Source organism: Candidatus Poriferisodalis sp., assembly GCF_965215815.1.
Lineage (GTDB): Bacteria > Actinomycetota > Acidimicrobiia > Acidimicrobiales > Poriferisodalaceae > Poriferisodalis.
On sequence record NZ_CBDCEO010000013.1, the window covers coordinates 1112598 to 1126487 of the forward strand.

At 63.0% G+C, this 13890-nt stretch carries 15 protein-coding genes and 1 pseudogene; 7 read left to right on the top strand and 9 right to left on the bottom strand.

Going from position 1 to position 13890, the window contains the following annotated elements; all coding sequences use genetic code 11:
• Window positions 1–24 precede the first annotated feature (24 nt).
• The 4 genes from ACOOHB_RS15110 to ACOOHB_RS15125 all read left to right on the top strand — a co-directional run bounded on the left by ACOOHB_RS15110 (window position 25) and on the right by ACOOHB_RS15125 (window position 2700).
• On the top strand, window positions 25–369 hold the full coding sequence (locus tag ACOOHB_RS15110; protein WP_420445644.1) for a hypothetical protein: 345 nt from the start codon (window positions 25–27) through the stop codon (window positions 367–369).
• Window positions 366–1325: a thioredoxin-disulfide reductase gene (gene trxB, locus ACOOHB_RS15115; RefSeq protein ID WP_420445645.1), complete on the top strand. Its 960-nt coding sequence runs from the start codon at window positions 366–368 to the stop codon at window positions 1323–1325. Before ACOOHB_RS15110 ends, trxB begins: the two co-directional genes overlap by 4 nt.
• 74 nt (window positions 1326–1399) lie before the next feature.
• Entirely contained in the window at window positions 1400–1723 is a 324-nt protein-coding gene (gene trxA, locus ACOOHB_RS15120) for a thioredoxin (protein WP_420445646.1), read from the top strand.
• 14 nt (window positions 1724–1737) lie between these two features.
• The gene (locus ACOOHB_RS15125; protein ID WP_420446918.1) at window positions 1738–2700 is read left to right on the top strand and encodes a peptidoglycan-binding protein; all 963 of its coding nucleotides are present in this window, start codon (window positions 1738–1740) and stop codon (window positions 2698–2700) included.
• Window positions 2701–2813: 113 nt separating this feature from the next.
• Here the strand turns inward: ACOOHB_RS15125 and ACOOHB_RS15130 are convergent, their stop codons facing one another.
• Both ACOOHB_RS15130 and ACOOHB_RS15135 read right to left on the bottom strand, forming a co-directional pair.
• Window positions 2814–3719: a ParB/RepB/Spo0J family partition protein gene (locus ACOOHB_RS15130; protein WP_420445647.1), complete on the bottom strand. Its 906-nt coding sequence runs from the start codon at window positions 3717–3719 to the stop codon at window positions 2814–2816.
• A complete protein-coding gene (locus ACOOHB_RS15135; RefSeq protein WP_420445648.1) occupies window positions 3716–4585 on the bottom strand; it encodes a ParA family protein in 870 nt (289 codons plus the stop codon). Before ACOOHB_RS15135 ends, ACOOHB_RS15130 begins: the two co-directional genes overlap by 4 nt.
• A 202-nt stretch (window positions 4586–4787) precedes the next feature.
• On the opposite strand from ACOOHB_RS15135, the gene ACOOHB_RS15140 reads away from it, so the two are divergent.
• Window positions 4788–5408, top strand: coding sequence for an RsmG family class I SAM-dependent methyltransferase (locus ACOOHB_RS15140; protein WP_420445649.1), 621 nt, complete (start codon window positions 4788–4790; stop codon window positions 5406–5408).
• Window positions 5409–5435: 27 nt separating this feature from the next.
• On the opposite strand, the gene ACOOHB_RS15145 is transcribed toward ACOOHB_RS15140, so the two are convergent.
• Together ACOOHB_RS15145 and ACOOHB_RS15150 are read right to left on the bottom strand one after the other, a co-directional pair.
• Entirely contained in the window at window positions 5436–5936 is a 501-nt protein-coding gene (locus tag ACOOHB_RS15145; protein ID WP_420445650.1) for a protein jag, read from the bottom strand.
• A gap of 120 nt (window positions 5937–6056) precedes the next feature.
• Window positions 6057–7154, bottom strand: a complete 1098-nt coding sequence (locus ACOOHB_RS15150) for a Rieske 2Fe-2S domain-containing protein (protein ID WP_420445651.1) — start codon at window positions 7152–7154, stop codon at window positions 6057–6059.
• Between the two features lie 118 nt (window positions 7155–7272).
• On the opposite strand from ACOOHB_RS15150, the gene ACOOHB_RS15155 reads away from it, so the two are divergent.
• A complete protein-coding gene (locus tag ACOOHB_RS15155) occupies window positions 7273–9315 on the top strand; it encodes a cytochrome P450 (protein ID WP_420445652.1) in 2043 nt (680 codons plus the stop codon).
• Between the two features lie 28 nt (window positions 9316–9343).
• On the opposite strand, the gene ACOOHB_RS15160 is transcribed toward ACOOHB_RS15155, so the two are convergent.
• From ACOOHB_RS15160 to rpmH, 5 genes and pseudogenes are all read right to left on the bottom strand, one after another.
• Complete coding sequence (locus ACOOHB_RS15160; protein ID WP_420445653.1) at window positions 9344–9712, bottom strand: Jag N-terminal domain-containing protein; 369 nt, start codon at window positions 9710–9712, stop codon at window positions 9344–9346.
• Window positions 9713–9750: 38 nt separating this feature from the next.
• A complete protein-coding gene (gene yidC / locus ACOOHB_RS15165) occupies window positions 9751–10998 on the bottom strand; it encodes a membrane protein insertase YidC (protein ID WP_420445654.1) in 1248 nt (415 codons plus the stop codon).
• Window positions 10999–11054: 56 nt separating this feature from the next.
• Window positions 11055–11246: pseudogene (gene yidD / locus ACOOHB_RS15170) on the bottom strand (membrane protein insertion efficiency factor YidD); the annotation flags it as partial.
• 23 nt (window positions 11247–11269) lie between these two features.
• Entirely contained in the window at window positions 11270–11617 is a 348-nt protein-coding gene (gene rnpA, locus ACOOHB_RS15175; protein ID WP_420446919.1) for a ribonuclease P protein component, read from the bottom strand.
• A complete protein-coding gene (gene rpmH / locus ACOOHB_RS15180) occupies window positions 11614–11748 on the bottom strand; it encodes a 50S ribosomal protein L34 (RefSeq protein WP_419551349.1) in 135 nt (44 codons plus the stop codon). The genes rnpA and rpmH overlap by 4 nt, the downstream gene beginning before the upstream one ends.
• 548 nt (window positions 11749–12296) lie before the next feature.
• Between rpmH and dnaA the strand changes: the two genes are divergently transcribed.
• Window positions 12297–13796, top strand: a complete 1500-nt coding sequence (gene dnaA / locus ACOOHB_RS15185) for a chromosomal replication initiator protein DnaA (protein ID WP_420445655.1) — start codon at window positions 12297–12299, stop codon at window positions 13794–13796.
• The last annotated feature ends 94 nt before the right edge of the window (window positions 13797–13890 follow it).

The window sequence follows — 13890 nt, forward strand, 5'->3', positions numbered from 1 at the left end:
GCGCGTTCTCGTAGGCTTCCGCCGATGATCTCCAAGCGGGGGCGACGCAGCTCGAAGGCGGACGCTCACGAGGCGGACGACGACAGTGTGGACGCAGCGGTCGCTCGCTTCGTGGACGCGGTCGAGGCCGTGCGTGCCCGCACCAGCGGACCGCTGGTCACGGCCGTTCGAGCATTGGTGTACGGCCTTGTCATCGCCACCGCAGCCGTCGGCGTCGTGGTGCTTGTGGCAATCGCGGCCATCCGAGCACTCGACATCGCCGTGCCGGGCGAGGTGTGGTCGGCTTACCTGATTGCGAGCGGCGCGTTCGGCCTCGTTGGCGCATGGGCGTGGTCCAAGCGGCGGCCAGGCACGGCGAAGGGGACATGAGCAGCAACGGCGCCGAGCCGCGCGACGTCATCATCGTCGGAAGCGGACCCGCTGGCCTGACCGCTGCCATCTACACCGCTCGCGCCCGGCTGGCGCCCCTCGTCATCGAGGGCGAGCCGTCCTCCACCAGCGATCAGCCGGGAGGCCAGCTCATGCTGACCACCGATGTGGAGAACTATCCCGGATTCCCCGACGGCGTCATGGGTCCCGATTTGATGGTGGGCTTCCGGGCCCAGGCGGAGCGCTTCGGCGCCGAGTTCATCACTGCCAAAGCCACAAGAGTCGACTTTAGCGAACACACGTTCTCAGTCTGGGTCGGTGACGACTGTTACCGCAGCCACACGGTGATCGTGTCGACGGGAGCGCAGAGCCTGCTGCTCGGGCTGCCCAACGAGGAACGCCTCATCGGCCACGGAGTGTCCACCTGTGCCACTTGCGACGGCTTCTTCTTCCGGGGACAGGAGATTGCAGTGGTGGGAGGCGGCGACAGCGCGCTCGAGGAGGCCACGTTTCTGACCCGATTCGCCTCCAAGGTGTACGTCGTGCACCGGCGCGACCAGCTGCGGGCTTCGAAGATCATGCAGGACCGGGCGTTGGCCAACGAGCGCATCGAGTTCTTGTGGAATCGTCAAGTGGTGGAGATCCGGGGTGATGAGCAGCTCGCAGGCGTCACGCTGGCGGACACCGTGACCCAGGAGCGTTGCGCGCTCGATGTCACAGGCCTGTTCATCGCGATCGGACACCGGCCGAATACCGAGTTGTTCGCAGACTGGCTCGAGCTCAAGCCCAACGGCTATCTCGTGACCGAGGCCGGCAGCGCGCGCACCAACATCGCCGGCATCTTCGCCTGCGGCGACGTGCAAGACGACTACTACCGTCAGGCGGTGACGGCTGCCGGCTCGGGATGCCAGGCGGCTATCGACGCCGAGCGCTGGCTGGAATCCCAGGGCCACTGACGACCGCCGGTCCAACCGACATCGAGCCAGACCGAGCGGTAGCCTCGCGGCAATCACGAGATGAGGAGCCGGCGATGGCCGAAGGCATTTCCACCTTGGACGACAGCACATTCGACGAAACCGTCGGCAGCGCCGACGGCCCGGTGCTGGTGGACTTCTGGGCCGAGTGGTGCGGGCCGTGCAAGATGATCGCCCCCATCCTCGAGGAAATCGCCGCTGAGAACGACAACATCCGCATCGCGAAGGTCAACGTCGACGAGAGTCCTGACCTGGCGATGCGCTTCCAGGTGATGAGCATTCCCACGCTCATCATGTTCACCGACGGCGAACCGGCAAAGCGTCTCGTGGGCGCCAAGCCGAAGAGCGCCCTGCTGGCTGAGATCGGCGAATTCCTCTGATCCGACCGTTCGGCATCGGCGCAGCAGGTCCGCACGTACGAGACCTCCAGCACCGGCTGAACGCGACGGGCCATTGGCATGGCCCCATCACCGGAACATTCGATTCGGTGACCGCCACTGCCGTCAAGGCATTCCAGGTTCAGCGCTCCATCGATATCGACGGCATCTGCGGTCCTGTGACGTGGTCGCTGCTGATCGAAGCGGGTCAGCGGCTCGGAGATCGCCTGCTGTACCTGCGCACTCCGCACCTGCGCGGTGACGACGCTGCTGAAGTGCAGCGGATGCTCAGCACACTGGGTTTCACAGTCGGGCGGATCGATGGAATCTGGGGCCTGCTGACCTCTGCAGCCCTTGCGGACTTCCAGCTCAACATGGGTCTCGGAGGTGACGGCGTCTGCGGCGGGCAGACCTTGCAGACGCTGCAACGGTTAGTGCGTCCGCTCGGCGACGCGTCGGTCGTGGCGCATATCACTGAGAGCCAGCGCCTGGAGTCCGCCGGCGGCCTGCTGGCGGGACGTCGCATCGCTGTGGGAGAAGCCGGCGGGCTCGAACCGGTCACGGCGTCGGTGAGGCGCGAGATCGGTCGCAACGGCGCCGAGGTGCTGACCGTTCACCATCCCGACTGGTCGGCACAGGCCGCACAGGTCAACCGGTTCGGTGCGGCTGTCTACATCGGCTTCGAAGTGAAGCCTGCGTCCCCCTCGATCAGCTTCTTCCAGGGTCGTCACTTTGTGAGCCGCGCAGGTCAGAAACTCGCTGCTGATATCGCGCACAGGCTCGAACCAATGTTCGGTGCCATCCCGACCAACGGCATGGGCCTCCCGATGCTGCGTGAAAGTAGCATGCCAGCAGTGCTGTGCAGGTTCGAGCGGATTGACCTCCTGCTCGAGCGAAACCGGGAGGTTGCCGACGTCGTTGCTCAGTCGACTCGCGACCTGCTCTCCGACTTGCAAGTCGCCTCGTCGTTGTCCGAGTAGCCCGTTCTCCCCAGGTTTTCCACAGTTAGTGGACAACAAGTTCAGATTGAAGCTACGAATCTGGGTGAGAGCGCTCGTTCGACCTGAAGTCTGAACTGGGCGACCTAGGCCACTTAACCTTCAAGTGATGAGTCAAGGTTGTCGCTCATCGCCTCGTAGAGCCGGGCAAGATCGGTCAAATCAGCGAACCTGATGACAATCTGACCCCCTCGACGCCCGAGTTGGACCTCGACAGAGGTCGCCAAAGCGACGGCGAGGGCGGTTTCGACCTCCAGCACCGCAGCTGGGCGGTCGGCGTCGACTGCGGGCTCCAATTCGCCGACTTCTGCGGCTGGCGGCTCCGCCAAGGGTCCAGATTCAGGCACCGCGCTGAGAGATCGGACCGCTTCCTCGACGGTGCGCACTGACCAGCCCTCATCCACCGCTCGCTCTGCCAACAGCTCGAGCTCGATTGGATCGTCACAGCCCAGCAGCCCCCGGGCGTGGCCAGCTGAGAGCTCACCGTCCATGAGGTAGCGCTGGACGATCACCGGCAGCGACAGGAGCCGGAGCGAGTTGGTGACTGCTGCTCGGCTGCGGCCCATGCGGCGGCCGAGTTCGTCGTGCGTGACCCCGAAATCATCGATGAGCTGCCGGTACGCAGCCGCCTCTTCCAAGGGATTGAGGTCTGCCCGGTGGACGTTCTCAATCAGGGCATGAGTCAGGCTGGTCTCGTCGTCGGCAGCTCGTATGACAACCGGAATGGTGTCCAAGCCTGCGCTCCGCGCTGCTCGCCAGCGGCGTTCGCCCGCGATGATCTCGAAGCGCCCGACGATGCCGGTCTCTCGCACGACGATCGGCTGGAGGACCCCAATCTGACGAATCGAGTCCGAGAGCGCCTCGAGGGACGTAGCTTCGAAATGCTGCCGGGGCTGCAGGGGATTGACTTCGACAGCCGAGAGCGGAACCTCGCGGTATACCGATTGTCCGGTTGGAATCAGCGCGCCGAGCCCTCGTCCAAGTCCTCGCTGGGCGTTCATGTCGGCGCTCCTTCGGTGATTCGATACTGCTCGACGACCTCTCTCCGATCACTGAGTCCATCGGCATGCCCGTCACCAGCGCTGTCCGCTGCAGCTTGGTGGGGGTCACCGCGTTCATGGATCTCTCGGGCAAGTTCCTGGTAGGCAATGGCGCCTCGGCTCCTCGGTGCGTACACCGTCACCGGTTGCCCGACACTCGGGGCTTCCGACAGGCGCACCGTCCGAGGGACGACAACTCGGCACACTCGGTCCCCGAAGTGCTGGCGAACGTCGGAGACCACTTCTGCAGCGAGTCGCGTCCGGGCGTCGTACATCACCATGACGATGGCACTGATGACGAGGGCCGAGTTCAGTCCTTCCCGCACCATCTCCACGTTGTGGAGCACCTGACCGAGCCCCTCGAGCGCGTAGTACTCGCACTGGACTGGCACCAGGATTTCGGTGGCCGCGCTCAACGCGTTGACGGTCAAGAGCCCAAGCGACGGCGGGCAGTCGATGAAGATGTAGTCGTAATCGTCGGCAATCGGCGCGAGCGCGTGCCGAAGCTTCAACTCGCGACTGAAGGCTGAGACAAGTTCGATCTCCGCGCCAGACATTTCCAAGCGTGCCGGTGCTACGTCGAAGCCATCAATCCCGGTGGGCCGGATGCACTCAGTGAGTTCTGCTGAACCAAGAAGGACCTGGTACATCGAGATTTCGAAAACGCGTGGATCGATGCCTGCACCGGTAGCCGCATTTCCCTGCGGATCCATGTCGACGAGCAGTGTGTTGTGACCAAATTCGGCGAGTGCGGCGCACAAGTTGACCGCCGTGGTGGTCTTACCAACGCCGCCTTTTTGGTTCGTCACCGCAATGATCCGATCCATTCGGTCTCCATTCGCCGACAATTGGAGATCAGGGTACGCCAGTTGGCCCCATTCGCAAGGGCTGAGGTCGGCAATGTTTCACGTGAAACGTCCCAGAGGTCCGAGCGGCCTGTGAGCGCAGCGAACAAGAGCGGGAAACTTACGATGCCGCAGCGGGATGCCTCCAGACTCACGCAACCTCCGAAGTACCGTGATTGGCGTCATGGCACAAGTCGATAAACGCCTCCTCACCGTCCTCGCTCGCAGCCAGCACCAGGGCTTTCTGGGCCCGGGCGATCTTCTCACGCACGTGGAACATGCACGAGCGCACGCACAAACAGCTCAACCAGAGCTTGGTCAGCGCTGGTGCGATCTGGGAACCGGTGGGGGAGTGCCGGGCCTGGTGATGGCTTTGGAGCAACCCGGCGTCCAGTTCGTGCTGCTGGATCGCTCACAGAGCCGCATTGACTTCCTCAACACGGCGATTAGCGACCTCGATATCGGGGATCGGGTCACCCTCGCACTCGGAGATGCCGCAGAACTCGCCCATCGTCCCGAGCACCGTCATGCCTATGACGGTGTGGTGAGCAGGGCTTTCGGTCCCCCAGCAGCGGTTGCGGAGTGCAGCGTCGGCCTGCTGTGTCCCGGGGGCAGGCTTGTCGTCAGCGAGCCGCCTGACAGCAACGATCAGCGTTGGCCGGCCGAAGCCCTTGCCCAACTCGGGTTGCACTTCGTGCGGCATACCAGCACGACGCCAGCGTTCGCCGTGATGGAACGCCAGTCGCAGCCGGGCGCGGCGTATCCCCGGACGTGGAAGCAGATCCGAAAACGGCCGCTCTTCTGATTGGTGGGCGCTGATTGGTGAGCGCGATTACTCCGCGTCGTTTGAACTGGTGGGTACCAGCACGACGCGCCGCCTCGGCTCGTCGCCCACCGAGATGGTGTCGACGCCGGGGATCTCATTGACGGTGTCGTGAACGACCTTGCGGTCGGCTGCGTTCATGGGCTCGAGCCCGCGCTCAGTGCCAACCTCTGCCACAGCTTCGGCGAGCTCACGAACGTACGCCTCGAGCGCTTCGCGACGCCGCTGGCGGTAGCTGGCCACATCAACCCTCACCCGGGCCCGGCGCTCGCCCGGCAGCCGGCGCTGGAGCATGGTCTTGGCGACTTCCTGCAGCGCGACCACATGGCGCCCTCGTGGGCCGATGAGCAGCCCCAACGCCTCATTCGAACCTTCGAGATTGATCTCGAAACTGTCGTCATCTGCAGCAACTGGCACTGCGGTGGCATCGATACCGAAGGCGTTGACCAAGCCATCGAGGAACTCCTGCACCATGGCTTGCTGTTCTGTTGTCGTTGTCTCGACTGTCATCTTCGTCTCCTCTGATGGGGCCCTCGACGTCTGGCCCGTCGCACCATTGCCGTGCTCGCTTGCGGACGCTTTCTGGAATCGTTGTCGCGCCCTCAGGGACGCTCAGCCTACGGGCACGCGTCAGCGAGCCGTCGACTCACACTGGCGCAGATCTGGGTAGAACTGGGCGCAGTACGCCCGGTACTTCATCACCTCGCCATCAGAACGAACGAGCTTCGGGCGCGGCACGTATTGCTTGCGGCTCCAGACGACCACATCCTGCTGAACGTCCTGGATGAACAGGTCCGCAACGAACTTGTTCATGATGGGCGCCCGCATCCGCCACGGCAGGAATCCCAAGCCGGCAATTCGTCGCTTCGGGCTGCGCATCTCACGCACCTGCGAGACGATCGACAGGTCGATCAGCGTGCCATCGACAGGCGTGGCCAACACCCACAGCCGTACATCCATGCCGATGGAGAGCTCCTGCAACTCCACATACGAGTAGCCCAGGCCGGTGACCCGTGCAACGGCTGATACCTCGTGGCTGAGTCTCGCAATCTTGGCGATCTTGTGGGTGGTCGAGAAGCCGAAACGGATCTCGAGGTACGGACCGTCAATCGACACCGGCGTCTCGTTCGTCACATTGCCGTAGCCGTGGACATGGCTCAAGTGGGCAATATCCACCGAGTTCTCGCTCGTTTCCTGCGGATGACCCCGGAAACGCACAGTCCGGATTTGGATGTTGCTCCACTCACCTGCATCCGGCGGCTCGGCGGGGAGGTGCCATTGCGGGGGACGTCCGCCCATCCCCCACCAGGCAAAGATCAGGCCGTTGAGTTCCCGAGTCTCGAAGACGCTCAGCTGCGTAGATCGAGCGGGAGCCGCAGATGGGGTAGCGACGCACTGCCCGTCTGCGTCGTACTCAAAACCATGAAAGGGACACACGAGCCGGCCATCGACCACACGTCCCCCTGCAGCTGGACCCAATTGTGAACCAAAATGAGGGCACACCGACTTGGCCACGCTGATACGGCCGCGCTCGTCGCACCAGATGATGATGTTCTGGCCCATCCACGTCTGCTCTCGGAGCTTCGATTTCTCCACCGCTTGCCGCGTGGCAAGGAAGTACCAACCCTCGGGAAACGGTGGAAGCGAACTAATGTTCGCTAGCTCGCGACCTCCAGTCGACACAACTCCATACTCCTCGCCCACCTCGACGTGTGCCCAATTGCTCATAAGTTTATGATCGCAGGCGGGATCACTAGCATACGATCACCACTGGAACACGAGGTTTTATACTTATAGTCGTTATAACTACCATACATACCACAGATTACCCCCAATCACCCACGGGATGCGCAACGTGACGATCCACTCCACTGAGGCTGCCGCAACGCGAACGCTCGGCCTTCCCGAAGAGCTCATCTTGATGCTCCTCAACGAGGAAAGTGGTTACTTTCATCAGGTTCCCGGTTGGAACTTGAACTGCGCAATCGCCGGCGCCGCGCTTGCCGAATTGTCTCTTCAGGCCCGCATTGATTCCGACACCCAGTCGCTGATCCTCCTCGACAAAACACCCACCGGCAACGCAGTCTTGGACCTCGTGCTCTTGCAGATTGGCAACGAACCCGACCAGCACAGCGCTCAGTTCTGGATCGAACGATTTGCCCCGCGTGCCGAAATGATGATCGACCTGACGCTCGATCGATTAGTTCAACTCGGACTCCTAGAACATCACGAAGGCGACTTCTGGACCTTGGCCCGAACCGCTTGGCAAAGCGATCTCCTCGCCAGCGACGGCGAAGACACGGCCGTGCAATTCATCAAGACACGCATCGGAAAATCGATCTTCAGCGGTGAAGTTCCCAGCCCCAGGGACGTCATCATCATTGGTCTCGTGAATACTTGCGACGTATTGCGATTCATCTTTGAACTCGATGAGGAGGCCGAAGATCGGATCCAACTGATTTGCCAGCTAGACCTGATCGGCAGGGCGATTGCCGACGCCGTCACACATAATCTCGCAGGCCCGCTGCTTCGACACTCGTCTTTGACCAAGTCGATTCCCGACCTGCCCCTCCGTCGAGTTCTCACGAACCGTCACCTGCGCAATGGAAATATCCCAGCTGGGTTTGCCGAATTTGCCGAAGAATACGGCCCAGTCTTCAAGCTCAGCCCACCCTTTACGAAGTCCCCCATGTACTTCCTGGCCGGAACGCGGACAAACCGCTGGGTCCACCGTTACGGTCGTTTGTACCTGCGTTCGAGGGACTATTTCCGGGACTTGGAGAGCGCATATCACGCATCCGGACTGATACCTGCGCTCGACGGCGCAGACCACTTCCGAATGCGCAAAGTCATGCGCCCCAGCTACGCCCGCGCAAAGCTCGAACAGCACTTCGACAAGCTATGCCATGACGCTCAAACCCATATGGCCGAATGGAAGGTCGGCGACACACTTGAGGGCGTGCATATGTGCCGCCGTTTTGTCAATGCGCAACTGTCGCCGCTGTTCGTCAGCATCGATTCGCAAGACGTCGTCGACGATTTGATCGCCTACAAGGAACGCGCGCTGTCCACTCACGTTGCGAAGGTGCTGCCGAAGTTCATGCTTAATACGCCTGGCATGAAACGGCGTGCACAGGCCATCGACACAGTCCTCGATCGAATCCAGCATTCTCACACTGCCGCGCAGCGGGCAGGTTGTCCGCGAGATCACGCCGACGACCTGCTCAGCTTGCACAGCAGCGACCCTCAGTTCCTGCCGGAATCGAATCTTCGCTTCGTGTTGTCGGCACCAATGCTCGCCAGTATGTACGCCGGAGACGAGCTGAGTTTCATGCTGTACGCCCTGGTGACCCAGCCAGACCTGCACGAGAAGGTCCGTACAGAAGCAGACGCCGTATTTGAGAACGGCAATCCCACTCCCGAAGACCTCAACTCGTCGGCGATCGATGTAACTGAGCGCTTCATCATGGAGTGCCTGCGTCTCTACCCGACGATTTCCATGTCGATTCGCACAGTGATGAATGCGTGCGTTGTCGAAGACTTCGAGTTGCCCGTCGGTGCACGAGTCTTTATTGCCCAGACCGCGTCGCACTACATGAACGACGTCTTTCCAGATCCCCATGCGTTTGACATAGATCGCTATCTGCCCTCACGTGGCGAGCACCGCACTCCGGGTTACGCCCCGTTCGGTCTCGGCACACACAGCTGCCTAGGCTTCCGGTTGGTCGAGACCCAACTTGCCCTCAGCCTGCTCATGCTCGTCCACTTCTTCGAGTTCAAGGTCTCGCCGGCGAGCTACAAGCTCAAGATCAGCCCATTCCCGTCGATGTCGCCGAACAGGAAGCTCAAGTTCACGATCGCCAAGCGGCGGCACGAACTGGCCGTCTGACAAACGCCGGCCCCCAGGCCGGCCGTCGTTATGAAGCCGAACTCGCCGGCTTCGACGCGTTGCCGCGGCTGCCTGACCGGGATCGCCGGCGAGATGATCGGCCGCCGCGGTTCTGGCCCTGACCTTGGCCCTTCCCCCGTTGTCGGGGACGTTGTCCCCCACCGGAGCGGCGGCGCGGCCGGCGACGACCTCGCCGGTCGTCGCCCACGCGGGGCGGTGGACCGGTCGGGCGCACCCGCACTCGAACGCGAGCGGGATGGCGCCGAAATCCCCAGCGAGTTCGCGTCGGCTCCGCCAAGATCTCGATGTCGACGTCCTCGACGGCAACCGAGAGCGCATCGAGGGCACGCTGTCGCGCCTCGTCAACGGTGGGGCCCGTCATCACGATCCACTCCATGACGCAGCCCTAGCTCCCCGCAGAAATCGCCGTCGCACTCATCGCTTGCGACTTTTGCGCGTCCTGCCGTCTCCTGAGGTCCGGCGACTCTGGATGGGCTTCGACTCCGGTTCGGCCTGGCCCCGACGGCGCTTGCGGCCACGTTCAGAGGTCTGGTACCGACGCGAACTGGATCCGCCCCGGCGTGAACGCTTGCGGGCATCTTCGACCCGCTCCTCCGACGAACGGGTCCGCCGGACCGAAGGAATCTCCGAAGGTTCCGCCGTTGCGGACTCTGGCGGTGCGGAATCTGAGGGTGCGGACTCCGGAGGTGCGGACTCCGGCGCTCTCTGGTGCGACGAGTTGCTTGAGCCTGACCGCCGTTCTTTGCGGCGTTGCTCGCGAGCCTCTCGAAGGACCGCCTCAGCGTCGAGCGCCTTGCGTGACCGCTGATTCGGCACCTTTCGCGGTGGCTCAGGCTGCGACACCGTCTCGGCCTCGATGACAGCGTCGGAGGACTCGGATGCGACCAGCGGTTTCGTCGGCTTCATCGTGGCGTGGATGAAGGCCTGGGTCAGCATCCGGTAGATGCTTGACACGATGAAGTAGGGCACCAACGCCGCCGGCACGAAGAAGCTGAACACCGGCAGCATGAAGGGCATGTACTTCATCATGATTTCCATCTGACGGTTCGGCATGGCCGCGTTGCCGCGCCGAGCCGCCATCTGGCGTTGCTGGAGCCAGGCCAGCAGGAACGTGACCGCTACGAGCCCCAGATACGGCAGCCCTTCGACGAAGTCGGCCTGCACGACTTCCCGGGCCGCCTTGGCGAGGTCCATGCCAAGCGACCGCATTTCCCCGAAACCGTTGCTCCCGATTCCGTCGACGAGATCGGTGTACAAGTCCGAGTCTTCGCTCAGGTTGCGCGGATAATCCGGGTACGGATTGTCGGGAGTGACGCGCAGGTTGAGAATCACCCGGTACAGCACGATGAAGATGGGGATCTGGACCAGATTCGGCAGGCACCCGCCCAGGGGGCTCACCCCGTTCGCCTGGTACAGCTTCATCGTTTCTTCGTTGATCTTCTGGCGGTCGCCAGCGTGCTTCTTGCGTAGCTGGCCCAGCTCCGACTGCAGTGCCTGCGTCTTGGTCATCGTCCGGGCGCCCCGCAAGGTGAGCGGGGTGAACAGCAGCATGATCGCCAGGGTCAGCATGCAGATCGCGAACGCGTAGTCGGGCACCAGCGAGTAGAACCACGCCAGCACACCGGCGATGCCGTTAAATATCGGATCAGCCCAATCGAACATCAGTGCTCCCAGGATCCAGTAGCGGCATCCGCACGGCGATCCCGGCCGCTTCTCTCCGGTGCCGGGTCGTAGCCCCGGCCGCCCCACGGATGGCAGCGGCAGATGCGCCGGATAGCCAGCCAACCACCGCGTGCCGCACCCCAGGTCCGCACGGCATCGAGTGCGTACTGCGAACACGTCGGATCGAAGCGGCACGACGGCGGCCTCGAGCGGGGGAGTGCGCGGTAGAACCTGACCACAGCGACCAGCGCTCGTGCGACGGGTCCAGTCCTCACGTCGGCGTGCGCTTGATTCTCGGAAAGGCCCCCGCCGTCTCCAGCAACCTTGCCAGCTCGGCTCGGGCGCGCCGGTAGGTCACCGCAGAGGCTGCTCCGCGCGTGCCCACGAGATAGCGGCCCGGCGCCAAGTCGTCCGCGTGTTCGCGAAACAGGGCCCGCAGGCGTCGACGCACCCGGTTGCGCACCACCGCGGTGCCGGCGTGCCGGCTGAGCGCAAACGCCACACGGGGCCGCGCCAGCCCGGCGTCGGCTGCGAAAGACATCCACAGCAGCTCGCTGTCGAAGCGACGGCCGCGTCGCAGCGCTGCGAAGTCGGCCTTGCTGCGGCACGAATCGATCAGGCGCTCAGCCGTTGCCGGCCCTTGCGTCGGCGAGAATTCACAATTGCCCGGCCCGCGCGGGTGGACATGCGATGACGAAAGCCGTGCCGGCGTGCCCGTCTGCGGTTGTGGGGTTGGTACGTGCGCTTCACGCTGCAGCCTCCTGGAGGTTCAGGCCGCGGGCAGGTCCGCCAAATGCGGTGCGGCGACCGGAGCGTGCCCGAATGTCGACCCGAGAGCGCTGACAGCCTACGGGTGCTGGCACAAGGCGGCACCGGGGTGGGGGCAACACGAAGACGCGCGTGCCAACGCGCGTATTCGCGCGCGTCATTCGAGCACGCCACCTTGTTCCCCTCCGTCACTGGCTGCGGTCGGGCGGGTTGCCGGGACCGCAAACAACCATGTCACCTGCCTGTTTTGCGGGTGTTATGGGCCTGGCGATGAACTGTCGAGCTCGCGTCATCTTCGACATGATGGCGGTGCACCAACACGCGCTTGCGACGGTGGGTGCGCGGCCATAAGTTCACTTCACGGATGCCGCTTGGTGGCTCGCTGGAGAACAATGGGTTCTCCGGGTGCAAGACAGTCACAGGCGAATGAGGTTGTTGTGGTGAGTTTTCCGCAGGAGGGTGCCGCAGCACCCGCACCTGACGATAAACCCCACATTTCACAGCAGTCAGCCCCATTTGAGCAATCTCATGTGACTTCACAGGAGCCATCAGACGCGGCCGAAAGCACGCGGGCGAACACCGACGAGTTGTGGTCGAAGTGCCGGGAGATCCTCCGCACGACTGTCTCGGACGCACTCTGGTTGGGCTACTTCCGCCACCTGCAGGCGCTGCACATCGACGGCGAACTGGCGGTGCTGATCGCGCCGAGCAACATGATCCGGGATCGCATCCAACGGCGATACATCCCCATGCTCCATGCCGCCTTCGAGCGGCTGCCAGTCCGGCCGCAGACCTACGAGATCGAGACCCGTCCCGAGCTCGGAGATCTCGACAGCACCGACGCGGACCAACACGACGTCGATGCAGTCCCCGACGACGATGCCTCCGTCCCGAGCGAAGCCGAGGAATGGCACCCAGCGAGCGGTTCTACCCAGCTTGCACCAACCGCCGCGAGTTCAGCCAGTGACGCTGCGTCGCCCGGTCCCGCCGGAATGCCGCGCAGGGTGGCGGGCGTCGACATCACCAACCCCCGCTACACCTTCGAGAGCTTCGTCACTGGCAGCAGCAACCGGTTCGCCCAAGCCGCGGCCCTCGCGGTAGCTGAGACTCCGGGGATCGCGTACAACCCGCTGTTCATTCATGGCAGCACGGGACTGGGCAAGACCCACCTGCTGCAGGCCATTGTGAACTTCCTGGGCACGACCTTGCCCGAGCATCGGGTCCGGTATGTCTCGACCGAGACCTTCCTCTCAGAGTTCATCGAAGCAATCCGTATGAACACGACGCCGGCATTCAAGCGGCGTTACCGCGAGCTCGACGTGCTGCTGCTCGATGACATCCAGTTCATGGAAGGCAAGGAAGGCCTGCAAGAAGAGCTGTTCCACACTTTCAACTCGCTCCACGTCGCGGGCCGGCAGATCGTGATCTCCTCAGATCGCCCGCCGCGCAGCATCGCCACGCTGTCAGATCGGCTGCGCAGCCGATTCGAATGGGGCCTGATCACCGACATCCAACCGCCCGACCTCGAGACCCGGGTGGCCATCTTGCGCAAGAAGACCGAGCACAGGCATGTGCCCGACGAGGTTCTCGAGCACATCGCCTACATCATCATCAACAACATCCGTGAACTCGAAGGCGCGCTGGTCCGCGTCACCGCCTACGCCAGTCTCACCCGCAGCACCGTCTCGCTCGAGATGGCAAAGCAAATCCTCAGCGACATCCGTGAACCGCTGGAAAAACCCATCACCACCGAGCGGATCTTGCACATGACCGCGGACATGTTCGGTTACAACGTGATCGAGCTCACCAGCCCAGGCCGTCAGCAAGGCCTGGTCAAAGCACGCCAGATCAGCATGTACGTGATGCGCGAACTCACCGATCTGAGCTACCCCGCCATTGCCAGCGTGTTCGGCGGCCGCGATCACACCACGGTCATGCACGCTGTCAAGAAGATCAACGGTCTCCTGCCTTCGGAACGCAAGGTGTACGACCAGGTAGCTCAGCTCATTGCGCGAGTCCGAGCCGCCTGAGGCTGACTTGACATCCGCTGTCCGCTGTGCGGCCGACAAGTGGATCTAGGGTGTCTCCACACGTTGTGGACAACGAGTGGAAAAGTTCTCGACA

What these genes read in the sequence shown, in the direction of transcription:
- ACOOHB_RS15110 (WP_420445644.1), top strand. Translation starts at nt 25, where the DNA reads ATGATCTCCAAGCGGGGGCGACGCAGCTCGAAGGCGGACGCTCACGAG.
- trxB (WP_420445645.1), top strand. Translation starts at nt 366, where the DNA reads ATGAGCAGCAACGGCGCCGAGCCGCGCGACGTCATCATCGTCGGAAGC.
- trxA (WP_420445646.1), top strand. Translation starts at nt 1,400, where the DNA reads ATGGCCGAAGGCATTTCCACCTTGGACGACAGCACATTCGACGAAACC.
- ACOOHB_RS15130 (WP_420445647.1), bottom strand. Translation starts at nt 3,719, where the DNA reads ATGAACGCCCAGCGAGGACTTGGACGAGGGCTCGGCGCGCTGATTCCA.
- ACOOHB_RS15135 (WP_420445648.1), bottom strand. Translation starts at nt 4,585, where the DNA reads ATGGATCGGATCATTGCGGTGACGAACCAAAAAGGCGGCGTTGGTAAG.
- ACOOHB_RS15140 (WP_420445649.1), top strand. Translation starts at nt 4,788, where the DNA reads ATGGCACAAGTCGATAAACGCCTCCTCACCGTCCTCGCTCGCAGCCAG.
- ACOOHB_RS15145 (WP_420445650.1), bottom strand. Translation starts at nt 5,936, where the DNA reads ATGACAGTCGAGACAACGACAACAGAACAGCAAGCCATGGTGCAGGAG.
- ACOOHB_RS15150 (WP_420445651.1), bottom strand. Translation starts at nt 7,154, where the DNA reads ATGAGCAATTGGGCACACGTCGAGGTGGGCGAGGAGTATGGAGTTGTG.
- ACOOHB_RS15155 (WP_420445652.1), top strand. Translation starts at nt 7,273, where the DNA reads ATGCGCAACGTGACGATCCACTCCACTGAGGCTGCCGCAACGCGAACG.
- ACOOHB_RS15160 (WP_420445653.1), bottom strand. Translation starts at nt 9,712, where the DNA reads ATGGAGTGGATCGTGATGACGGGCCCCACCGTTGACGAGGCGCGACAG.
- yidC (WP_420445654.1), bottom strand. Translation starts at nt 10,998, where the DNA reads ATGTTCGATTGGGCTGATCCGATATTTAACGGCATCGCCGGTGTGCTG.